Annotated in this window: 17 protein-coding genes; 6 read left to right on the top strand and 11 right to left on the bottom strand. The window is 35.9% G+C overall.

Annotated features, from left to right (window positions below; all coding sequences use genetic code 11):
- Nucleotides 1–26: 26 nt before the first annotated feature.
- Nucleotides 27–497 carry a gamma-glutamylcyclotransferase family protein gene (locus BC008_RS26120; protein WP_027844508.1) on the bottom strand — a complete coding sequence of 157 codons (471 nt, stop codon included), beginning with the start codon at nt 495–497 and terminating at the stop codon, nt 27–29.
- A gap of 89 nt (nt 498–586) precedes the next feature.
- On the opposite strand from BC008_RS26120, the gene leuS reads away from it, so the two are divergent.
- The 4 genes from leuS to BC008_RS26105 all read left to right on the top strand — a co-directional run bounded on the left by leuS (nt 587) and on the right by BC008_RS26105 (nt 6,286).
- A complete protein-coding gene (leuS, locus tag BC008_RS26115; protein WP_027844509.1) occupies nt 587–3,190 on the top strand; it encodes a leucine--tRNA ligase in 2,604 nt (867 codons plus the stop codon).
- Nucleotides 3,191–3,232: 42 nt separating this feature from the next.
- Nucleotides 3,233–3,364 (top strand): hypothetical protein, encoded by a 132-nt coding sequence (locus tag BC008_RS52185; protein WP_268768243.1) that lies wholly within the window; start codon nt 3,233–3,235, stop codon nt 3,362–3,364.
- A gap of 1,001 nt (nt 3,365–4,365) precedes the next feature.
- Nucleotides 4,366–5,415: a GHMP family kinase ATP-binding protein gene (locus tag BC008_RS26110; protein ID WP_027844510.1), complete on the top strand. Its 1,050-nt coding sequence runs from the start codon at nt 4,366–4,368 to the stop codon at nt 5,413–5,415.
- The gene (locus BC008_RS26105; RefSeq protein ID WP_027844511.1) at nt 5,402–6,286 is read left to right on the top strand and encodes a UTP--glucose-1-phosphate uridylyltransferase; all 885 of its coding nucleotides are present in this window, start codon (nt 5,402–5,404) and stop codon (nt 6,284–6,286) included. The genes BC008_RS26110 and BC008_RS26105 overlap by 14 nt, the downstream gene beginning before the upstream one ends.
- Nucleotides 6,287–6,381: 95 nt before the next feature.
- On the opposite strand, the gene BC008_RS26100 is transcribed toward BC008_RS26105, so the two are convergent.
- The 5 genes from BC008_RS26100 to BC008_RS26080 all read right to left on the bottom strand — a co-directional run bounded on the left by BC008_RS26100 (nt 6,382) and on the right by BC008_RS26080 (nt 12,256).
- The gene (locus BC008_RS26100; RefSeq protein WP_027844512.1) at nt 6,382–6,798 is read right to left on the bottom strand and encodes a hypothetical protein; all 417 of its coding nucleotides are present in this window, start codon (nt 6,796–6,798) and stop codon (nt 6,382–6,384) included.
- A 147-nt stretch (nt 6,799–6,945) separates the two neighbouring features.
- The gene (locus BC008_RS26095; protein ID WP_027846150.1) at nt 6,946–8,106 is read right to left on the bottom strand and encodes a trypsin-like peptidase domain-containing protein; all 1,161 of its coding nucleotides are present in this window, start codon (nt 8,104–8,106) and stop codon (nt 6,946–6,948) included.
- A gap of 64 nt (nt 8,107–8,170) precedes the next feature.
- Nucleotides 8,171–8,989 (bottom strand): response regulator, encoded by an 819-nt coding sequence (locus BC008_RS26090; protein WP_027846149.1) that lies wholly within the window; start codon nt 8,987–8,989, stop codon nt 8,171–8,173.
- A gap of 45 nt (nt 8,990–9,034) precedes the next feature.
- Nucleotides 9,035–9,421 (bottom strand): response regulator, encoded by a 387-nt coding sequence (locus BC008_RS26085; RefSeq protein ID WP_027846148.1) that lies wholly within the window; start codon nt 9,419–9,421, stop codon nt 9,035–9,037.
- Between the two features lie 51 nt (nt 9,422–9,472).
- Nucleotides 9,473–12,256 carry a GAF domain-containing protein gene (locus tag BC008_RS26080; protein WP_027846147.1) on the bottom strand — a complete coding sequence of 928 codons (2,784 nt, stop codon included), beginning with the start codon at nt 12,254–12,256 and terminating at the stop codon, nt 9,473–9,475.
- An 854-nt stretch (nt 12,257–13,110) separates the two neighbouring features.
- Here BC008_RS26080 and BC008_RS26075 point away from each other — a divergent pair.
- Nucleotides 13,111–14,256: a PrsW family intramembrane metalloprotease gene (locus BC008_RS26075; RefSeq protein WP_082650603.1), complete on the top strand. Its 1,146-nt coding sequence runs from the start codon at nt 13,111–13,113 to the stop codon at nt 14,254–14,256.
- A 430-nt stretch (nt 14,257–14,686) separates the two neighbouring features.
- Here the strand turns inward: BC008_RS26075 and BC008_RS26070 are convergent, their stop codons facing one another.
- From BC008_RS26070 to BC008_RS26060, 3 genes are all read right to left on the bottom strand, one after another.
- Nucleotides 14,687–14,983, bottom strand: coding sequence for a hypothetical protein (locus BC008_RS26070; protein WP_027845060.1), 297 nt, complete (start codon nt 14,981–14,983; stop codon nt 14,687–14,689).
- Between the two features lie 54 nt (nt 14,984–15,037).
- Nucleotides 15,038–16,855, bottom strand: a complete 1,818-nt coding sequence (gene ggt, locus BC008_RS26065; protein ID WP_027845061.1) for a gamma-glutamyltransferase — start codon at nt 16,853–16,855, stop codon at nt 15,038–15,040.
- 108 nt (nt 16,856–16,963) lie between these two features.
- Nucleotides 16,964–17,257 carry a hypothetical protein gene (locus BC008_RS26060; protein WP_027845062.1) on the bottom strand — a complete coding sequence of 98 codons (294 nt, stop codon included), beginning with the start codon at nt 17,255–17,257 and terminating at the stop codon, nt 16,964–16,966.
- A 720-nt stretch (nt 17,258–17,977) separates the two neighbouring features.
- Here BC008_RS26060 and BC008_RS26055 point away from each other — a divergent pair.
- A complete protein-coding gene (locus BC008_RS26055) occupies nt 17,978–19,129 on the top strand; it encodes an AAA-like domain-containing protein (protein ID WP_027845063.1) in 1,152 nt (383 codons plus the stop codon).
- Here BC008_RS26055 and BC008_RS26050 read toward each other — a convergent pair.
- Complete coding sequence (locus tag BC008_RS26050) at nt 19,063–21,558, bottom strand: AAA-like domain-containing protein (RefSeq protein WP_058183901.1); 2,496 nt, start codon at nt 21,556–21,558, stop codon at nt 19,063–19,065. The two genes, BC008_RS26055 and BC008_RS26050, sit on opposite strands and share 67 nt — an antisense overlap.
- Nucleotides 21,559–21,654: 96 nt before the next feature.
- Complete coding sequence (locus BC008_RS26045; RefSeq protein WP_027845064.1) at nt 21,655–22,521, bottom strand: GNAT family N-acetyltransferase; 867 nt, start codon at nt 22,519–22,521, stop codon at nt 21,655–21,657.
- Nucleotides 22,522–22,612 lie beyond the last annotated feature (91 nt).

Genomic DNA, 22,612 nt, shown 5'->3' with positions numbered 1-22,612 from the left:
GTAACTCCTAGCTCCTGATTTCAACATCAAGAGATAACAAAACAATCTTCCATTTTTAAACCGCATCCACTCCACCATCCATCAGGTAACAGTACGCCGTTAAAACTAGCTATTTTATCTAGACTCATAAAATAAACCCAAGCTAAACCGAGACTTTCTCCTTGGGGAGCAAAAATTTCAACTTGGTGGCGGTTATAAAGATTTTCGGAAGGAGTTCGCCCAGGAAGATAATCTTCCAACTCATCCAATTTAGATAAGATCCTCAATTGCTGGAAACTCAATAAATAGCCATAAACTAAGCGCGACCCCACAGCCATACCAGGATAACCTACACCTAGGTCGAACAATTCCCCGATAGTGTAAGCCGGTAACACTCCACCATTACAATTATCTAATTTACCCGCACAATACTTGGGATAGTTACCTTCACCAGGCTTAAGGGTGCCGTAGACAAAAACTCTGATGGATGATATAATTTTTGCTTCTGATTCAGGCATGAGTTGTTTAGTCAGCACATTACTTTGCCTAGCGTTTAGAATATTTAGGCAGGCAAAATCAAAATTATATATCCAGTAGGAGTTTTTTGGTGGATTCCCGATACAGACCAGCAGAAATTGAGGCAAAGTGGCAGAAGAAATGGGTAGAAACTGGCTTACATAAAACTGATACAGACCTTAATAAGCCAAAGTTTTACGCCACCTCTATGTTTCCTTATCCATCGGGTAACCTACATATGGGTCATGTCCGTAACTATACAATTACTGATGTGATTGCTCGTTTCAAACGCATGCAAGGATATCGAGTATTACATCCGATGGGATGGGATGCTTTTGGTTTGCCTGCTGAAAATGCTGCGATAGATCGAGGCGTTCATCCTTCGAAGTGGACTTATCAAAATATTGTCCAGATGCGCTCGCAACTGGAACCTTTGGGTTTATCCATTGATTGGGATTGTGAGGTCGCTACCTGCTCCCCGGATTACTACAAATGGACCCAATGGATATTTTTGCAATTTTTAGAAGCAGGTTTAGCTTACCAGAAAGAATCAGCAGTTAATTGGGATCCAATCGACCAAACAGTATTGGCGAATGAACAAGTAGATAATCAAGGTCGTTCTTGGCGTAGCGGAGCCCAAGTAGAAAGAAAATTATTGCGACAGTGGTTTTTCAAGATTACTGACTATGCAGAGGAGTTACTTAACGATCTTGATAAATTAACAGGATGGCCCGAACGGGTCAAATTGATGCAGGCAAACTGGATTGGTAAATCAACAGGGGCGTATTTGGAATTTCCCATTGTGGGAATGGAAGAAAAAATCGGTGTTTATACAACCCGACCAGATACGGTTTATGGGGTTAGCTATGTCGTACTCGCACCAGAACATCCTTTGACCGAGAAGGTTACAACTCAAGAAAGAAGACCTGCGGTAGAAACATTTGTCCAAGAAGTTGCCAACCAAAGTGAGTTGGAACGTACTGCTGAAGACAAACCGAAAAAAGGAATTGCCACTGGCGGTAAAGCTATTAACCCATTTAACGGGGAAGAAGTACCCATTTGGATTGCTGACTACGTGCTTTACGAATATGGTACTGGCGCAGTAATGGGAGTACCAGCACATGATGCTCGAGATTTTAAGTTTGCCAATAATTATGATTTACCAATTGAGTTCGTAATCGCAGACCCCAAAGCAGTTGGCGAGCAAGATATTTCTCCATCAGCAGATGATGGCGAACAAGTGATCCAGGTAGAATCCACCGAAGCCTATACCGAAGCTGGAATAGTCATAAATTCCGGTCAATTTACTGGGATGTCGTCCGAATCAGCAAAACAAGCAATTATTGAGTACGCCGAAGATAAAGGTTTTGGTAAAGCACGAGTACAATATCGCTTGCGGGATTGGCTAATTTCTCGACAAAGATATTGGGGTACGCCAATTCCAATAATTCACTGTCCTGATTGTGGTGTAGTTCCAGTACCAGATGAAGATTTACCGGTGCAGTTACCAGAAAACGTTGATTTTTCTGGACGTGGTCCATCACCATTAGCCAAGCTGGAAGACTGGGTCAATGTACCTTGTCCGAATTGTTCTACTCCAGCGAAAAGAGAAACAGATACCATGGATACCTTTATTGATTCCTCGTGGTATTTCTTGCGCTATCCTGACGCCAAAAACGAGCAGAAAGTCTTTGACTCAGCCAAAACCAACGACTGGATGCCGGTAGATCAATATGTTGGTGGGATTGAACATGCTATTTTGCACCTACTGTATTCGCGATTTTTTACCAAAGTATTGCGCGATCGCGGTTTACTGAACTTTGACGAACCCTTCCAACGTCTTTTGACTCAAGGAATGGTACAAAGTTTAACTTATAAAAACCCCGTAACTAATAAATACGTTCCTGCTTCTAAGATAGATCCAAGCGAACCGAAGGATCCAGACACCGGCGAATCCCTGCAAGTCTTTTACGAAAAGATGTCCAAGTCAAAATACAACGGCATCAAACCAGAGGAGGTGATTAGCAAATATGGGGCAGATACAGCAAGAATGTTCATTCTGTTTAAAGCTCCTCCAGAAAAAGACTTAGAATGGGAAGATACAGATGTGGAAGGACAATTCCGCTTCTTGAACCGAGTCTGGCGCGTAGTCACAGATTTTGCTCCCAAATATCCTTCGTTGGCAAGCAAGCAAGGGAAATTAACTAAACCCGAAAAAGACTTGCGACGGGCAATTCACACTGCCATTAAAGAAGTCACAGAGGATTTGGTTGGTGATTACCAATTCAATACCGCGATTTCGGAATTGATGAAGTTAAGTAACGCTCTGAGCGATGCTGGTTGTAAAGATTCTTTTGTTTATGCAGAAGGCGTTCGTATTTTAGTTAAATTACTAACACCATTTGCACCACATATTGCAGAAGAATTATGGCATCAATTAGGGTATACTGCTTCTGTTGGAGATCAAAGCTGGCCAACTGTCGATCCTAAAGCCTTAGTTGTTGATGAAATAACCTTGGTAATTCAGATCAATGGTAAAAAACGTGGTGAATTACAAGTATCAGCACAACTCGATAAAGCTGGCTTGGAGAAATACGCCCGGGAATCAGAAGTTGCTAGGCGGTATATCGAAGACAAACAAATTAAAAAGGTAATTGTTGTTCCCGGCAAACTAGTTAACTTTGTCGTTGGTTAAATTACCCCGAATCACACTTTCTCACATAAACACACTAATACGATGTCCACTAAATTATCCGTACAACCTGAAGAACCCCCTCCGGATTTTCCTCTCCTGGCTCCTTACCTGTGGCGCGCAGTAAGCCACATATTGGGTGGTCACGGCAGAGGAGGACCTCCTGGTTACGGATAATTAGTTGACATTAATCGCATAATTTGAGCTTCGCGCAAATTAGTTTGTGCGTGGATTACATTTTTAATTCGCTTCTTAACCGATAAATCGCGGAATGTATAACAGCTTTTCGCGTGAATTTTGGATTTTATCCGAGAGCATTATTTATATAAAGGTTAAGGCAAATAGATCTCTATCCTTCGAACGCAGGGTAGCTATTACAGCGTTAGATGAATAAAGCCCTTCAAACTTATAGGGCGAAATATCCTCATTCAATAATCCACCCACAAAACACCGAAATCTATCCACTTGAGATATATTTTTCTATCTCATGAAAAGTATATTTTTAAAGCGATTAGTAACAATAATTACAATTATTCTTAATTAAATATTTTTTTTCGAAGTGGGGACGGTAATTGACTACTACCGATGACTCATTACGAACACAAAAAAGCGCTTGAGATTTTTGCTCACCCAAGCGCTCCCCCGTATATATGTATACCAAGTCACTAGTTTGATGCAACATTTGATAATCGCTGTTTTCCCTTATACAAAGGAATTGCGAAATTAATCTGTGGCAAACATATGGTGAAGTGGTATCACTCCTTGCACAAATACAGAATATCTTTTCTGGGTTATAACGGGGAATCGGGTGAGTGACAGTTTGTCAACTGACACTAGTAAAAGCGATGAAGATTTTTTGTGAAATCTACCTAATTTACGGTGAAATTCTACTTTACCCTAGTGGCAATAGGGTATAACAGCATGCCAATAGTTTTAGTAATAAATTACTAGAGTGACTGACTGGGAATTGGGGACTGGCGACTAGGGACTGGCGACTGGCGACTGGCGACTGGCGACTGGCGACTGAGGACTGGAAAGATAACATTTTAATCTCTAACTTCAATCCTTACCCCTAATCACTAATCCCCAATCCCTAATCCCCAATCCCCAATCCCCAGTCGCGAATCTCCGACCCCCATCCTCCCTGTAAAATATCGGCATAATAGTGGGTGAGAATTATGGAAATATTCCTTCCGGGACGTTTATGTTTGTTTGGCGAACATAGCGATTGGGCTAGTAGCTACCGTCGCGTTAATCCAAAAATAGGAAAAGGATTGACCCTAATGGTAGGTATCAATCAAGGGTTGTATGCTGAGGTCACACCCCATCCCGAACAATTCATTCTCCGGGTATCTCAAGGCACGCAGACGCCCCAAATTTTGACTTTACCCATGTCTAGACCTGTTTTATTGGCTGTGGCTCAGAAGGGAGGGTTTTTTAGCTATGCAGCTGGAGTCGCGTACCAAATCTTGACCCAGTTTCATGTGGGTGGGCTGGAAATTAACAATTATTTAACAGATTTGCCAATCAAAAAGGGCTTATCCTCCAGTGCTGCAATCTGTGTTTTGGTTGCAAGGGCATTTAATCAAATTTATGACTTAAAGATGACCCTGCGGGGAGAAATGGAATTTGCCTATCTTGGAGAGATTACTACTCCTTCTCGCTGCGGACGAATGGATCAAGCTTGTGCTTATGGCAATAATCCAATTGCAATGGTATTTGATGGAGAGCACCTTGATGTTTTAGAGTTGAAGGTACCCCAAGATTTATTTTTTGTAATAGTGGATTTGGGAACTCAGAAAAACACGCAAAAAATCCTTGCTCGACTCAATGACTGCTATCCTACCCCTGAAAACAAAATACAAGCAGACGTACAAAAGTACCTCGGTTCCATGAACCATAAAATTACCCAAGCAGCAATTGAGGCTCTGGAACAAGGAGATGCGGAAAAAATTGGTGATTTGATGCAAAAAGCCCAGGCTAAGTTTGATAAATATCTCATCCCTGTTTGTCCGGAGGAACTAACTGCACCAAAACTACATGAATTGCTCAAACATAAACCAATTCAACCCTATATTTGGGGTGGTAAGGGCGTTGGTTCTCAAGGAGATGGTGCAGCACAATTTGTTGTTAAAGATGAAGAAAGTCAACAAAAATTAATTGAAGTCATCGAGCGAGATTTCCCTCAAATGCAGTGTTTGAAATTAACAATTCATGCCCAACACTAAAATCACAAAAGCCGTAATTCCAGCTGCAGGTTTTGGTACCCGTTTATATCCTGCCACTAAAGTCGTGAAGAAAGAACTTTTTCCGATTATGGATCGGGATGGTAAGGTTAAACCGGTCATTCAGGTGATCGTAGAAGAAGTGATCGCTGCTGGGGTTGAAGAAATTGGTATTGTCACCCAACCAGAAGATACGGGTGTCTTTAAAGATTTTTTTCAAAAGCCTCCCAGCAAGGAACTTTATCAAAAGTTGTCACCCCAAAATCGAGAATACAGTGAATATATTCAAGAATTAGGTGATAAGATAACGGTTCTAACGCAATCCGAGCAAGAGGGTTACGGTCATGCTGTGTTTTGTGCCAAGGAATGGGTTAATAGTCAACCATTTTTATTAATGTTGGGGGATCATGTTTATGCTTCAAATACTGAAAAATCTTGTGCGCGTCAAATTTTGGATGTTTACGAGCAAAGTGACTGCAGTGTAATTGGTTTAGACACCATGTCAGTACCAACGATTCAAAAAGCTGGTTGCATTACTGGTACATGGCGAGAGTTCAAGTCTGTCCTTGAAATTACTCAGGTGTACGAAAAACCAACTGTCGAATATGCTCGTCAAAATTTACGAGTGGAAGGAATGAAAGAAGATGAATTTCTTTGTATTTTTGGTTTATATGCACTAACCCCGAAAATCTTTAATTTTTTGGAAGAACACATCAAGAACAATTTTCGAGAACGGGGTGAATTTCAGCTGACGTCCTGTTTGGATCGAGTGCGAGTTGCTGAGGGGATGACCGGTTATGTTGTTAAAGGTAAAAGCTTTGATACGGGTATGCCAAACGCTTACCGACAAACTATGATTGATTTTTCACAGTGAACAGTGAACAGTGAACAGTGAACAGTGAACAGTGAACAGTGGATGGTTAAATATCCTAATCTTATTGTTGAACCTACGCTGGGAAATATGTCAATCTATCCTTCAGTAGGATTGATAAGTGCCACAATCAAGCTGTAAAAGATGAGCAAAATTGAACCATAAGTAGGATTGTACAAATGTGCGGTTGTAAATGGTCCTCCTGAAGCATATACCCAAACTATAAATGCACCAGTTGAAATGACTATTTGGGTAATTGCTGTTACTTTTTTAGGTTCTTGAGTCTGTTTGTGAGTCCAAAGGGCTGTGATAACTATGCCAATTACAAAAGCTGTCCACAATACTATATTCTTTGAGACTTCAGTAATATCTGCACCTTTGATTAATCCATTAACAGCGACCCAAGCACCTACTATATCTGCTGGAATATATTTGATAACTTTATCGAAATAAGTATCAATTTGTTTTGCTGGTAATGCAGACTGATATTGTGTAGTTGTGATTCTACGGCTCATTTTGACCTTCTTCCCATTTGAAAATTTCGTTTTTTAAAAGCAGAAAATTTTCTTTGATAATCCAAGGGAAAACTCCTCAAAACCCCTCCTAGCCTTCCCTTCCCCAAGGTAAACCCCCTCCTAGCCTCCCCCAAGGTAAACCCCCTCCTAGCCTCCCCCAAGGGAGGATGGTAGATGTTGTTGGATTTCTTGGTAGATTGAACTCAACAAAATCCCTTCTCGAATACTTCCGAAATGCGTTGCTTTTTGTGCGTGGTGTAATGCAACTACCTTCCAATCTTCATTGAAGCAGGGTGAACCGCTTGAACCTGGCGATGTTCTTGTGATGTATTGCATCAATCCAGTATTAGGAGAAATATTTGCGATCGCATTGCTGCTCATGGCTATTTTCATCGAAGACCCTTCGGGATGTTGCAAGATATTCAAAGCCGTTCCTTTAGCCGGTAGATTTTCAAAATCACAATTTGCTGGGGTAATATCTGCTATTTGTGTAATGCTTTCTTCTACCTGAAGCAGTACGTAATCAAGCTTGTTCGTAGGACTTGATTCCAGAATTGGTCGGTCGCTAACTAATTTAAAAACTTGTCCCTCGCTTTCATTACCGGTAGCTGATGTAAAACAACCAAAGCGGAGAATAATATCGCTGGGATTTATTTGAATATCTGCAGTTGCTGAGTGAAGAACGTGGTAGTTAGTTAAAACTAGATTTGAAGCAATTAAAAAACCAGTTCCAAGTATTTTTTGGTTGGAGATTTCAATACGACATACTGAGGTAGCATGTTGAATAGTCTGCATTAAAAAACCAACATCAAGAAAATTAGGTTCGGGTTTAAACCAACTTTGCAGTTCTGTTTCATCTGGTTCTTGCCAATCAATTTCAGGTCCAAAGTCTGATATTGTTGAGGTGATATCGGTAGCAGAAAGGGGAACTTGATAAGTAATTCGTAAGTTTTCTAATAGTTTTATATCTCTATAAAGCTTATAAATAATAATTAGAGAAACGATTAGTTTAGCATCATTAAATCCTGCTTCTGAGAGTAAAGGTTGAAGGATACTACCTAAAGTTGTAAAACGTTGATCATTAGGATTTATATCTCTAACTAAAGCCCAATTGATAAGTCTACGTGCATCATGAATTGGGTTTCCAGTCCAAACCCCTGCAAGACTATAAACCAATTGTTGACGTAAATTAGCTCTACTTACAAGGTCGCGAAAAAAATCTTGGGGACTAGTAAAAGAGGTAGCTGCTAAACCTGCTAAAACATTTACAAGCTTATCAATATCAGCTTGTTTAATAGTAATTGACATAATAATTATAAATATATATATAATTTTAGAATTAGATTATAGTTATTTGTCTGCTGTTATTTATTTACTGTTCAAAATAATTATTTCTTAGGTTATCTAGAACACTTTTATCAGTAATTAACTCATAGCTGATAATCATTTCGAGAAAATGGCGGTCACCAGTTTCTTCTAGTAATTTTTCAATGAGGCTACCTAAAACTGTATAGCCAGGTTTTTCACTTTCATTTGGATACGATTTTTTTTGCTCAACCCAGTTCACCAATTTACTTGTATCTGTATTTGTATCTCCTGTCCAGATATCAGCGATACTATTTCTCCATTTTTCTGGTAAGTTCAGTTGATTGACTAAAGCCTTGAAGTATTCTTTCGATGAAGTGGTTGAATTTGTCGCCAAGCGAGATATAGTTGTGATTAGATATTCTTTATCATTATCGCTTAACTGATAACTATTACTTGGTGATGAAATTTCTTCTTCTGGTTGTTGCTGACTTTGCAATATCTCTTGGACTTTATTGATAAAATATATCCCATCAAATGTTTCTTTCCAGAAAAAACCTGATATTTTATAATTTTCAAATAGACTTCCAACTTCTTGAGGATCTAAATAAGCACTAACTACGATAGTTGGAATTTTTTCTTCATGAGCTAGTTCAACTATTTGTTTACCCAATTTCTGTGGTTTCATGTCATCATTTCCCAAACCAATATCAGTTACTACTAAATTCCAAGAGCTTTCTTGAAGAGCTTTAAATGCTTCTTGAAAATTATTAATGACTTGAGTTTTGTAATTTATATGGTTAATTTTTTCTAAGGTATTATTTATTTTTAATTTAAGAATATTTTGCCAAGATTCATTATCTTCAACTAGAAGAATTCGAAACATTATATTAAGTACCTAATTTATAATTGTTCTATGAACGAATAATTACTATTTTAAAAGAACTTGAACTTGACTGATAAATTTTTTACCATCAAAGTCTTCTTTAGGAAAATAACCTTCATTTGGATATATTAATGGTGTTGCTCCTGTGACTGTAAGAGTAGGAATATTTTGATTATGAGCAATAGGAACTAATTCTGTTCCTAATTTATTTCCGTTTGCCGTATGAGAATCTTTAAGTTCAATATCAGTGACTAATAAATGCCAATCATTTTCTTGAAGAGCTTGATAAGCCTCATCAAAGGTGTCAACAACTTTTATTGTGTAATCTGAATCCTTATAGCCTAAACCTTCTAAAGCACGACGAATTCTACTTTTGAGAATTTTTTGCCAAGATGGATTGTCTTCTACTAGCAGAATTTTTAAAATTGCCATTTTATAATCACTCTCATTATCATCTTTTAAACCTGGTATTTATATGTATCGTCAAGCAAGAGGTTTGTGAACAGGTAGTATCAGAGTGAACTGGCTTCCTTTACCAACTTCGCTCTCAACTTCTACATTTCCTTCTAAACGTTCGATGTAGAATTTAGTCCACCACAATCCAAAACCCATGTTTTTATTAGTATCTTTAGTTGAGTAACCAGGCTCAAAAATCTTTTGGAGATTTTTTGTTGCAATACCCACACCCGTATCACAAATAACAACTTTAATCTTGTTTCCCGCATCTGTTTCTAAATGACTACCTTGAATGTATAGTTTTCCTCCATTAGGCATTGCGTTTATGGCATTTTGGATGAGATTATCAAAAACATTAATTAATTGTTGTTTCCCTGCATATACCTGAGATAAATCAAGATCGATATTAATATCTTGTTCAATATTGTCGGGTATCTGAACTTTAGCCAATGCCTCTTGAATTATGTCGCGAAGACTAATTATTTGAGGCTGATCTTTCATCCAACTTCTCATACGCTGTGAATATTCGAGAATTTCCTCAGCATTTGACAAAATCTCAGTTGCGAAGCTTTTAATATTATCATCTGCTTCCTCGCAAATATCCTGCGCTAATACACGGATAGCACCAACGTTATTATTTGTTCGATGTACTAATGGACCTGCTATATCCCCAAGAGCAGCCATTACTTCGGCTTTGGCGAGTTGTTCCTGCTTCTTTGCGTTTCGGATCCCAATTACGGCTAAGTTCGCAACTTCTTGAAGTAATCGTAAATCTCTAGCTTCAAATGCATTGACTTTACTACTTTCTACATTCAGTACCCCAATTAGATTATCTTCTTTATCTAAAAGTGGTACACATAATTCTGAACGTACATTCGGAAAAAGTTCTCTGTAGTTTGGATCTTGACGAACATCATTTACTAATTCGGCGCGGCGATTTTTTGCCACTTGCCCAGTAATTCCATGTTCTACTTTTTTACGCATCCCAATTTCTTCTTTCTTTGAATTTTTGGGATATAAGGCTTTTGTTTCTAATTCCCAATTGTTAGGTTGTAGCAAAGCTATACTTCCAAAATCAGCTTTTGTTTTCTCTACTGCTCGTTGCACAATCAGATTGAGAAGTTTTTCCTGCTCTAAAGTAGTAATTAGTTTGCGATCAATATCACTTAAAGTTTGTAACCATGAATTCAGCCATCGCTGATTTTTAATAGCATAAGCAGCAGAAGAAGCCAACGTTTCAATTTGCTTTTGCTCATTCTCTGAAAAATTGTAAATTCGTCGGTATGCAATAAACATGACACCAACAACTTCTTCTCTAATTTTTAGTAAAATACTAGCAATAGACTTAATTTCTTCTTTTTTTACAAAATCTGAATTTTTAAAAAATTTGCTTATATTTAATGATGATTCATAAATGTTGGTCGTATTATTAATAAGCATTAATGAGTTATCATTTTGATAAAGCTCTGTATACTTACTCTTATCTTTGATCAATCGCCCTGTAATTTCCGGTGGTATTATTACTTTATTTTCAGGCTGTATATACTCATAAAAAATAACAATATCCGCCCCCATAATATTTCCAATACTCCATGTAATACGCCTTATTAAAAATTCTTTTTCGGTTTCATTGATAAGAGATTGAGTAAATAAATGAAGATTAACAAGTTGAGAGTTTTTTAAATTATTTTTAGCTTCAGATATAGCGTGCAAAATAGCACTATTTGCACGATAACCAAATATATTTAATAAAGATACTTCATCTTCAGTAAACCCATACTTATCATTAAATTCTAAGTATAAAAGACCTTCTTTATTATCAATTAAAAGTGGACAAGCCACTGTTGCTTGACTTTTTTTTTCAAAAATTTTTGCTAAATTATTAGGATGATTTTGATAAATATTTGGTGTAAATATTGTCTTTCTATCTTTTAGGGCTTTTTGTCTTAGTGCTTGTTTAGAATAAGTGAAATTTTCCCAATAATTCTCATTTATTTTACCTTTCCCAACTTGGTAAACATAATCCTGATGATTCGGTTCATACATAAAATCTAGTGCTGCTATATCAGCCTGTAAAATACGATAAGCATTTTCTGTAATAACTTCTAAAATGTAAGATAGTTGCGTACGACGGATTCTTAGAGCGTGCTGAGCAACAAGTTTGATCAAGTCTTCTGCTTGTTTTAGAGTGATTTGTTTATTACGCTTTGCATAACCTGAGATTACAGCACCAATTACCCGAATATTACCCAAATTTTGATTATTTTGAGTTATTAGGAACATATCAATAACAGCACGATAACCATCACCAGTTTTTTCTTCGCTAGTAAATTTCCATTTATAGTGTTTAAACCAGTCTTCAATAATATTTCCATTTTTATCCTGTACTAATAGTATGGGAGTAAAAATACGGGTTAATTCTTCATGCTTATACTCTTCGTAAACCCATTTATCAAATCGTTTATCCCATCCACATATAATTTCAGTGCGATGGTTTTGAACTACGTCTACTAGAATATCTTGTATATGAGAGTTTATTTCCAGGTAATACTTACTACTAAAATTAAATGTAAGTTTTTGAGTTGAAATGTTATTTTCGTATTTTCGAGCGATTATATTATTTTCTGGGTCGATTAACCATATACTAGTCAAGTCAAAGCCTAAAGATGACTGAATTTCCTGAGAAATATCCTCAAAAATCGCTTCTTGGTTAGAAATACCTGAAATAGCTTGTTGTATCTGCTGCTCAACTTCCAGCATTTGCATGAGAAAGTCTTTTGTGTTTGATTCGCGATCGCCACTGCTAGTCATAGTACTCCTCTTTCTATGCCCATCTAAATAGAAACTCGGACTGATAAATGTTGTGGTAAATGCACACCTGACGATCTACAAGAAATAATCCTGAACACATAAGATACAATAATTTGGCGTCTCCTTGATGTATACCAAACACCTAAAAGCTTGCTTGTTGAAGGTTTTTTGGAACTATTAACTGAATTCTTAATTTTTATTTTGTTAGAAAAATTACTAGAAAAAATTTTTTGATATTTTCTGGAACTATTAGGAAGGACTATGTAGTCAATATCAGCGTAAGCAACTTATATTTAAGCTCTATATTTAACCCACGGGAAATATATTCCCACCCCCTATAGTCATCCCAAAATCCCGGTCATTATGACTGGGTTTTTGTTTTTTTAAGATTTTGTCATTATTTTTAGGTAAGTACCCATTAAAAATTTTTCGATATTTTCTGGAACTATTGGGAAGGACTATGTAGTCAATATCAGCGTAAGCTACTTATATTTAAGCTCTATATTTAACCCACGGGAAATATATTCCCAACCACCTATAGTTATCAAAACCCAGTCATTATGTCTGGGTTTTTGGATTATTGGTTATTGATTTTGAAATTAGAATTTATTTTAGATTAGCAAATTTATTGAATTTCAAGATTTATTTTTTAACATTGTTGGTAAAATAATCCTTGTTTAGCTGAAATTATTACATAACAATAATTATATTTCTGCTCGAGTAAGATTTCTCGAAAAGTAATAGTCACATAAATACTTTTACTTAAAGACCAATTTATTAGAGAAATTTCGGTGTGTTATGTCAGTAATTGAAAGTCAAAATAGTTGGTATAAGAATATTAATGTCAGCATTCTATGAATGAGCAGGAACCACAGCCAAAAGGTTATAGAGAAGACGACCTTAGCAAAAATAAACAAGGTCGTAAAAAAGTATCTCAATCTGGTGTTAAAAATCAGAAATTAGATTCAAACAATCTTATAGGAAGCGTTGCTGAAGGAGTTGCAAAGGTAGCAGGTGTTGAACAAATAAAAGGTTTCAGTCTGAAACAAATGTTTTCAGAGGTTTTGAAAAAGCACTCTGAAGATGAAGTAGAAGAGTACTTCACAGTTGGTACTTCTACCACTACTCCTAATATTATGGATGTAGATACGAATTGGCCGAAACCTTGGGTTTTTTTTCGGACGCTTTGTGGTGCTTTAATTGTATATTTAGGTTTTATTCAGGCTTGGGAAGAATTTAAAAATATTAATCTTATTCCAGGTTTAATTGTTGTTGGCTCCTTTGTAGTCCCGTTTTCTACATTAATCTTTTTCTTTGAAACAAATGTCCGTAAAAATGTTTCTCTTTATCAAGTAATACGGCTGGTTTTTCTTGGGGGAATTTTATCGCTGATATTTTCATTATTCTTATTTCAGGTTAGTGGTACTCTTTCGCTCAACTGGATTGGTGCTTCGGTCGCTGGTCTTGTTGAAGAACCTGGTAAGTTATTTGCGCTGATACTCGTCATAAATATTTCTAAGTATCGATATCTTTTAAATGGACTTCTTTTCGGAGCAGCTGTTGGTACTGGTTTTGCTGCTTTCGAGTCAGCAGGTTATGCTCTGCGGGTGGGTTTATCTTCTAACAACCTCGATGTAATGTTGAGTCTTATTATGCTAAGGGGAATGTTAGCTCCATTTAGCCATATTGTTTGGAGTGGAATGAGTGCTGCTGTACTTTGGAAAATCAAAGGGGAACGAAAATTCAGCTTTGCAATGGTGAAAGACCCTAGATTCTTACGAGTATTTGGTTTTGCTGTTGTACTTCATATGGTGTGGAACAGCCCGCTCGAATTACCATTTTACGGGAAGTACCTTGCACTTGGCTTTGTTTCTTGGATTATTATTCTATCTCTGATTCAAGATGGATTAAAGCAATTAAGGGATGAAAAGTTAACAGCAATGTCAACGGAAAATTCTCAAATTATTAGCGAACAAAATCTCACAACAGAAACAGATTGATTTTCTGTGTTGGGTCAAGAAGGTAGTTGAAGAATTTACCTGAAGAATTTTTTGATATTTTCTGGAATAAGTGGGAAGGATTATGTAGTCAATATCAGCGCAAGCTAATTATATTTAAACTCTATATTTAACCCACGGGAAATATATTCCCAGTTCTATAGTTATCCCTAAACCCCGGTCATTAAGACTGGGTTTTTGATTTTGTATCATATCGTGTCCGATAAAACACTTGCGATAAGGTTCGTAGTAGCGCTTTAGCGCCAATATCTTTACTATGGCGCTAAAGCGCTACTACAAACAAACATATTTTTTCATAAGTAATTAAGCGGACATGATATCACTTGTCCTGGATGGGTAAAATTGCTAGGAAAAAATTTTTGATATTTTCTGGAACAAGTAGGAAGGATTATGTAGTCAAGGTTAGCGTAAGCTACTTATATTTAAGCTCTATATTTAGCCTAAGGGAAATATTTCCCAATTCTATAATCATCCCCAAACCCCGGTCATTAAGACTGGGTTTTTTCAGTAGATGGACAACTTTTGTCGATTGACGAAATAATAAGGGTTCTAGCCAACGTTTTGGGCTGACAACCATGATTGTTTGTACTGCACTTTTAACCCACCGACAAGAACCGTTCCTTAAAAAGTAGATTCCGAGACGATTCCAGTAAATCGTGTCCCAAAACTCAAATAAAGTTCTGACAAGGGTTCTGGAAAACTTTTCCATCTACTGTTTTTGGTTATTTATAATGTGGATACTTTTCATAGAACGTCTCTAAATTTAAAAACCTCTTACTTCACCTTCACCCCGTGGATCTGCTGCACCTTCTAAAGAATTATCAGGTGTGACAACAATAGTATTAGCATTTCCCCAAGATCTAGTCTGTTTTATTTTGTGTCCCCGACGACGTAGTTCTTCTAAAGTCATTGCACCCAAACCAAATTTTTCTACTCGCAACACATCAGGAAACCATTGATGGTGTACCCTCGACGCAGATACCGCAGCACCTGCATCCATATCGTATTCCAGTACATTTAGAATTATTTGCAATACTTGGGTAATAATAGTACTACCCCCAGGACTACCTACAGCCATACGGAGTTTTCCATTTTCGGTGACGATTGTGGGGGTCATACTGGAAAGGGGAGTTTTATTTGGTGCGATCGCATTAGCTTCATTACCCAGTAATCCGAAAGCATTGGGTACTCCCGGTGCTGCAGCAAAGTCATCCATTTCGTTATTAAGTACAATTCCCGTTCTATCTGCAACTATACCAGCACCGAAACCCAAATTAACTGTAAATGTTAAACTGACGGCGTTACGCTCTTTATCCACAACTGTGAGGTGACTAGTATCGGATGATTCGCGGTTATTTAAATTTAATTGTTTTTGATTTGACTGTTTTAGGTTTGACTCTTGTAAATTTAATTGTTTCTGAGATGTGGTTGAAGAAATATTGCTTGAAAAGCGTTGCAGGGTTTTTATATCTGCTGGTTTGACCTCACTAGAACGCTTGACTTTGTCCATGCTAATTTGCTGACGCCGATATTTAGCATACGCAGGATTTATAAGTTGTGTGACTGGAACTTCCACAAAGTCTGGATCGCCTAAATGCTCTGAACGGTCTGCATAAGCAACTCGCATTGCTTCCGCAAACAGATGTAAAGCATCCGGATGATGCCATCCTAATGATTTTAAATCTGTATCGCCAATAATATTGAGCATTTGTAATAAGTGAACACCTCCAGATGATGGTGGTGGCATGGAACAAACCCGCGATGTGCGAAAATTACCACATACTGGCGATCGCCATTTTGGTTTATAGTTGCTCAAATCTTCTAAAGTAATTAACCCGCCATTTTTTTTCATGTCTGCAGTAATCAGGCGCGCGATTCGACCAGTGTAAAAATTACGCGGATTTATAGCAATTGCTTGCAGAGTGTTTGCTAAATCTCGCTGTATTAATCGGTCTCCCGGTTGATAAAATTCACCATTGCGAGTAAAAATTTTCCGCGCTACCGGATTTTGCAAAATCATTTTTTGACGTCGTTTGACAGCATCGGTAAACTTTTGTTTGACTACAAAACCATTTCTTGCAAGGCGAATTGCAGGTTTAACTACGGTAGACCAAGGTAATTTTCCATACTGACTGTGGATTTCATACATTCCAGCGATTGTTCCGGGAGTACCTACTGCTAGATAACCATTAATACTTGCACCTCGACGCACCTTACCATTTTCATCTAAATACATATTTTTAGTTGATTTTAGGGGTGCGCGTTCGCGAAAATCTAAAGCTTTAATTTCTCCAGTTTTAGCATTGCGAAATAATAAAAAACCACCACCCCCAATCCCTGCAGAGAATGGTTCGACTACGGAAATTGCTAAGGTTGTAGCAACTGCAGCATCAACAGCATTACCATCTTTGCGCAACATTTCTAATCCAGCTTCGCTTGCTAAGGGATGTGCAGAAACTAGCATTGCATTTTTTGTACGCAGAGGTCTAACAATGATTGCAGATGCTGTTTGAGTATAAAATAAGGTAACTGAGAAAAATACTGCAAAGGTAAGGCGTTGGTATTTACTAATAATAGTCATTCTGAATAATAAGAGTCATCAAATATTCTAGTAATTGTACTATATGACTCCTAAGCAGATTTTTCTTGCTTTAACCCGCTCTTGTGCTTGAAACACAACATATATTTTCTACCATTTGTACCCACACTTTGAATTTTGACACTCAACTGTCCCTTCATCCCAATTAATTAAAATCTTCTCCTCTCCACATGCAGGACAATTACAGCCACCGGTGAGATTTATTTCAATAAACACTTGACTAGCGATGGTTTTTCCACAAACCAGTTCTAAGCGTCCATAAATATCCTTTAACTGTTCAAAATTTAAACTTTCTTCATACTGCAAAATATCTATTGCTTCTGTTGCTTTATCTCTTACTATTTGAATATTTTCGAGTAATTTACTTATTTGTTCATCTTTCATGATTTGTAATGGGAAAATATTGGATAAAGAATATAAAAATTAAATTATTTGACTTATCCCAAAGTATTTAGATATTTTGTCTTTACATATAACAGTTATTTACTTGTATTAATCCTACCCAAAGGTATTAAAAATAAATAAGATAACAGGATTAAAAAATGATTTTTAATTGTTTTAAATCTTTAATTAAATAACTAAGGTGTGATATTTATTGTAGAAAACTTATAGTGAATAATAATAAAACCATATCAATAAGTCCACTTTGTAGATAAGAGACTAAGGTGACATTTGAATTTCACTTTTATATCTAATAAAGCCACAAAAAATGTTAATAATACCTTTATAAAATTAGTCATATCACCATTGCAATCAAAAAAATAGATAAAGTGGCATTAGATACTACCTAAAATTATTTAAGTGGCATAAAAGTGATGTATGCTAATACCCGTCAGAGACATTGACTATTGACATAAAACTTTACACTTGTCCGATTTAAGCAGAGATTATAAGAAAAACTTTACCCATGACTATTTTTCAAGATCGGAACAAGTGTGATGACGATAGAGTGAAAAGTAATTACCTGATTTAAGAAATTTTTAGCAAACAATTTCGATATAATCTTTCTGATAATTTTTGATAATCGTCAGTTTTAAAATAAATGTAAACGAATAGTTAAATCGAAGTTTATTTCCTAGATATAGTGACTTGAAATCGTGAATTATGAGTAATAAGACAAAACAAACATTAATGTTCCTCGATTCTTTAGTTGAAGTTATTAAAGATAAAATCGGACAAGATTTAAACAATTTGCAAATCACTATACTCAAAGGAGCATATTATGATGAAAGTTACGAACAAATAGCTTATAAATATGGTTGTTCTAAAGACCATGCAAAGCGAGTAGGCTCCGATCTATGGTCGTTATTGTCATCGCATTTTGGTCAGTCGATTGATAAAAGAAACGTAAAATTTGTCTTAGAGCAATTAAAGCAAGAATTATATGACGATACTCTAGAACTACCGGTGGGAGTTGTCCCTAGCAATTCTAGATTTTACGTCGAACGCAAAGAAATAGAATCCCTTTGTTTGCGAACTATTATGCGCAAAGGAGGTTTAATCAGAATTTGTGCACCTTCTAAGATGGGTAAATCTTCTTTGATGCACAGAATAATCAATTTAGCTAAAGATTGTCGCGGTGTTTGTCTGGATTTACATTTAACAGATCGGGAAACTTTAACGGATTTAACTCGATTCCTGAGGTGGTTGAGTTTAAACGTTACTAGAGAATTAAGATTACCATCTAAGCTCGAAGAATATTGGGATGATGACTTGGGTTGTAAATCTAGCTGTACTTATTATTTTGAGGATTATTTATTGGGTCAGATAGATCGTCCTTTAATTTTGGCTTTTGATAAATTAGATCATCTTTTTGCTCGCGAACAAATTGCAAGTGATTTTCTTGCTATGTTACGAGCTTGGCATGAAAATAGCAAAATAAATCCCACCTGGAGTCAACTCCGCTTAATTTTAGTGTATCGGGATAATCCACTTCCTTTAGAGTCTAACAAATCACCTTTTAATGTTGGGCTGACGGTTTCTTTACCTGATTTTTCTGGAGTTGAGATTCTCGATTTAGCTCGTAGACATGGACTGGATTGGAAGGAAGCTGAAGTCACAAAATTAATGGGTGCTATTGGTGGTCATCCTTATTTAGTTCGTCAAGCACTTCACCAAGTAAAAACACAAAATTTGAGTTTAGACAACTTTTTACAACAAGATTTTACAAAATCTACTCCCTATAGCAATTATTTACCTGTTGAGAGGTTACCTATTTCTCCTTCTACCCAAGCCCTAGAGAACACTGTCCCATAAATCCGATTGTAGAGTTTTAGTTTTCCTGCCTCTTTTCGCACTATTCCGGATAAAAATAACTCTAAGCATTCCCAGGTTTGCTCATCCTTAATTTCCCCTATTGAAAGCATTTCTTGATACTTTGATAATAAAAGTAGAGAATCATGTTTATTTTTAGTTAACTTGTTCTTAATTGTTTTCAAATGTTCTGGTTGGTCTTTATTTTCCCAGTCTTCGATAATTTTTTCTCTTATTAGTTGAGTGATAAATTCCCTTTCTTCTCCCTCATTAATTATCAAAGAAAAATCCCTAATTAAACTACATATTTTTTGAGTTAGAAATGGTTGTCCTCCCGTCCAGTCTAATACTTCTTCTATTGTCCTATGGGGGTCATGACAATTTTCTCGCAATCCATTGATTAAACTCCGTTCAACTTCGTCAAGTTTGAATCCTTCTAATGGAATACCACAACCGATATTAAAGGGAGTACTTTCAGGGTTTTGAATCAAATAACTTGGAGCGGTTCTACCAATTAAAACTATAGTTAAACGACGGTACGAATCATTATCAGCTCGTTTATTATAAAGGCTGCGTAAAAAACCAAAAAAGCAATCTACGGAAAATTTTAGGTCCAGAACGGTATCTATCTCGTCAATGAAAATCACTATTGATTGCTGAACTTGTTTGAGAAGAATTTCTTCGATAAATTCCCCCAGTTTCTCTAATGGAGAAAGATAATCTAAATTCTTTTTCCAGCTACGATAATCAAATTCAGGTAATAAACTTAGCTTTTTAGCTAAGCTAAAGATAATGCTGTGATATAACTGGCTTTCAGTAGTATTATCGCTAACTATTTCTGTTAAATCTAGAGCCGCACAAACATATCCTTCTTCAACAAGTTTGTGCATCATTTTTGCTCTCAGGCTTGATTTACCCATCTGTCTGGCGTTGAAAATGTAGCAAAATTGTCGTTGTTTGAGGGCTTTATAAAGTTGTCTGTCGGCTTTTCTTACTACATATGTAGGAGAATCTATTGGTAAGGTTCCACCGATTTGGTATTGATATTCTTCTACTTGAGCATCTTTGAGTAGTTCATTTTCAAAGACAAGTTTTTCTTGGGTCGCTTTGAGGAGTTCTACTGTTTCTGATAGCTTTTTGGTGCGTTCTTTTACCTTTTGTTCTAAGGTACGATTGGTTTGTTCTAAAGCAGTAAATGACTCTTGTAATTGACTAGCCATAGTATTAAAGGATTTGGCTAGTTGTCCCAATTCATCTTTGCGATCGAGTCGGATTTTTTGACCCCAGTTACCAGAAGCTAAGGATTTAGCAGCAGAATTAACTTTTAATATTGGTCGAGTAATCCATCGAGTTGTGAGAATGCCAATTATAATTGCTACGATTAAAGCTGTTATGCATAATGCGATCGTGTTACGAGTATTGGCATGAATTTGCCCCATGAAATCCGATTCAGGGACAGTTACTACTATTAACCAATCTAGTCCATATTCATCTTTAAAAGGCGCTATTTTAATTAAATATTTTTCTTCTGCAAAATTAAAATTTATCTGCTGTGATTTATCTATTTTATCGAATTTGCCTTCAAATTTTTCTATTATCAACTGACCAACGGCTTTATTTAAAGTATTATTACTGTTAGCTATTTTAGAAACTTCATCAGGCATATTTTTGTAATAGTAAGAATACTTGTTATCCGATGTAAATATTGCTATCCCAGATTCATTTATAACAAAAACTTGACCAGTATTTGCTATCTTTAAATTTTGCAAAAATTGATTAAAGTGATTGAAATGTATGTCTACTCCTAAAACACCTTTTATTTTACCGTTTGGCTCATAAATAGGATAAACATTAGTTAAACATTTCGTTTTGTTTCCAAATGAAGTGTATATTTTGCTCCATGTCTGCTTTTGTTTTTCAATTGCAACTTTATACCATTCTCTTTTTGTAACGTTATATAATCTTGGCTGTTTGATTGAATATTTCTTTTTTGCATAACGGAAAAAAGGTTCTGTATAATTATTCTCTTCATTCGAAAAACCTTTCATTAAATAACCATCTCTTCCTCTTCCAACTCCATAGAATTCTCCTAAACCATTTCCCCAATATATTGCCGTAATGTCCGGAAACAAAATTAATTGATTAAAAAAATATTCAATTAATTTATCTTTATCATTAAAAGCTATTTTTTGATTTTCAATAACTTTAGCATTTATCTTATTTATTGTAATTGCTGATGAAATATAGGTTTGAAATTTTTCTTCTACCCTAAAAATAATTTCAGAGAATAATTGTTCAGATATATTATTAACAGCTAGTTGAGCACTTTTAAAAGATAAGTAAGCTATAAGTATGATAAAAACTATTATTTGAAGTAACCAAGGTATTAGAATAACTAATTTTAAGGTTTTATATTTTTCTCTAATTTTCATTTTAAGCTTGTAATAAAAATGATAAATATTTATTATATGATTAAACTTTATGTGAATCCGTATAGTTCAAAAAACGATTATTTGTACTATATAGAATTAACTATTCTTCCATTCATATACCCAGCGTTGATTTATTTTAATATAATTGGCTAAATCAAAAGATACAGATAAAACTTCACTACGAGGAAAAAAACCTCCAACGAGAGTATAACCTAAACTGTGTGCTAATTTTCGTAATTCGTACAAAAGAGTTGGTAAACTATTTTTAGTACCATTAACGTATCCAATCCAAAACTTTTCATTAGAGTTTTCAGAATAACTTTCGATAGCTATACTAAGTAATTTCTCATCTTTTTTTAATCCCCAAATTTTTCCTAAGGAAAGACGTTTTTTAAGCTCTTTTACAGTTATTTCTTGCCACTTTCCACCATAACTGACATAAATTTCTTGTCTCAAAGTTAAATCATTTGAATTTTTGACTAATGAGCAAACATAATCTAAATCATTTGAATTTAACTTAATTAATTGTGTACTTGGTGAATTAATTGAATCTGTCTCGTAGAAGTCAAAGTTTCCAACTTTTTTACGACCTCGTTTTGACATTATGTCAGCCATAATCTCATTACTGGCAAGAATCATACAGCGTGATATATTAATTCCTGATTCTACTAAATACTGATTTATAGTAAGCTCTAAAATCTTTGACAAACCCTGACCGCGATATTGAGGGCTTACTCTCAGTCCTTCCCACCAAGCTTCAGAGTCTGACATCAGCACAACTCGTTCAATTGCTACAGGAACATCATCAATCGTAACGACAAAAATACAACCAGATGGATCGCGAATCCATTTATCCCAAACCAAAGGAATATAGTCTTTTTGATTATTTGGAAGAATTTGACAAAAAGCTAGTACTGCTTCTTTGTCAGATTTTCGTGCCAAGCGAACTTTTGGTTCCGTCATTTATGGTTCTGTCTAAAAATCTAATGGCTTGGAAATATCACTCTTTATTTTCTCTCAAAAACTAATTTAAATATTTTGCCATTGATATACC

This window comes from Mastigocoleus testarum BC008 (assembly GCF_001456025.1).
GTDB classification, from domain to species: domain Bacteria; phylum Cyanobacteriota; class Cyanobacteriia; order Cyanobacteriales; family Nostocaceae; genus Mastigocoleus; species Mastigocoleus testarum.
Note: the sequence above shows the minus strand (reverse complement) of the source record. Positions and strands in the feature narration are given on the sequence as shown.

Excerpts from the sequence above, each read along its gene's own strand:
- BC008_RS26120 (WP_027844508.1), bottom strand. The coding sequence starts at position 497 with ATGCCTGAATCAGAAGCAAAAATTATATCATCCATCAGAGTTTTTGTC.
- BC008_RS26100 (WP_027844512.1), bottom strand. The coding sequence starts at position 6,798 with ATGAGCCGTAGAATCACAACTACACAATATCAGTCTGCATTACCAGCA.
- BC008_RS26110 (WP_027844510.1), top strand. The coding sequence starts at position 4,366 with ATGGAAATATTCCTTCCGGGACGTTTATGTTTGTTTGGCGAACATAGC.
- BC008_RS26095 (WP_027846150.1), bottom strand. The coding sequence starts at position 8,106 with ATGTCAATTACTATTAAACAAGCTGATATTGATAAGCTTGTAAATGTT.
- BC008_RS26045 (WP_027845064.1), bottom strand. The coding sequence starts at position 22,521 with ATGACGGAACCAAAAGTTCGCTTGGCACGAAAATCTGACAAAGAAGCA.
- BC008_RS26055 (WP_027845063.1), top strand. The coding sequence starts at position 17,978 with ATGAGTAATAAGACAAAACAAACATTAATGTTCCTCGATTCTTTAGTT.
- BC008_RS52185 (WP_268768243.1), top strand. The coding sequence starts at position 3,233 with ATGTCCACTAAATTATCCGTACAACCTGAAGAACCCCCTCCGGATTTT.
- BC008_RS26090 (WP_027846149.1), bottom strand. The coding sequence starts at position 8,989 with ATGTTTCGAATTCTTCTAGTTGAAGATAATGAATCTTGGCAAAATATT.
- BC008_RS26070 (WP_027845060.1), bottom strand. The coding sequence starts at position 14,983 with ATGGAAAAGTTTTCCAGAACCCTTGTCAGAACTTTATTTGAGTTTTGG.
- BC008_RS26050 (WP_058183901.1), bottom strand. The coding sequence starts at position 21,558 with ATGAAAATTAGAGAAAAATATAAAACCTTAAAATTAGTTATTCTAATA.
- BC008_RS26075 (WP_082650603.1), top strand. The coding sequence starts at position 13,111 with ATGAATGAGCAGGAACCACAGCCAAAAGGTTATAGAGAAGACGACCTT.
- ggt (WP_027845061.1), bottom strand. The coding sequence starts at position 16,855 with ATGACTATTATTAGTAAATACCAACGCCTTACCTTTGCAGTATTTTTC.
- BC008_RS26080 (WP_027846147.1), bottom strand. The coding sequence starts at position 12,256 with ATGACTAGCAGTGGCGATCGCGAATCAAACACAAAAGACTTTCTCATG.
- BC008_RS26085 (WP_027846148.1), bottom strand. The coding sequence starts at position 9,421 with ATGGCAATTTTAAAAATTCTGCTAGTAGAAGACAATCCATCTTGGCAA.
- BC008_RS26105 (WP_027844511.1), top strand. The coding sequence starts at position 5,402 with ATGCCCAACACTAAAATCACAAAAGCCGTAATTCCAGCTGCAGGTTTT.
- BC008_RS26060 (WP_027845062.1), bottom strand. The coding sequence starts at position 17,257 with ATGAAAGATGAACAAATAAGTAAATTACTCGAAAATATTCAAATAGTA.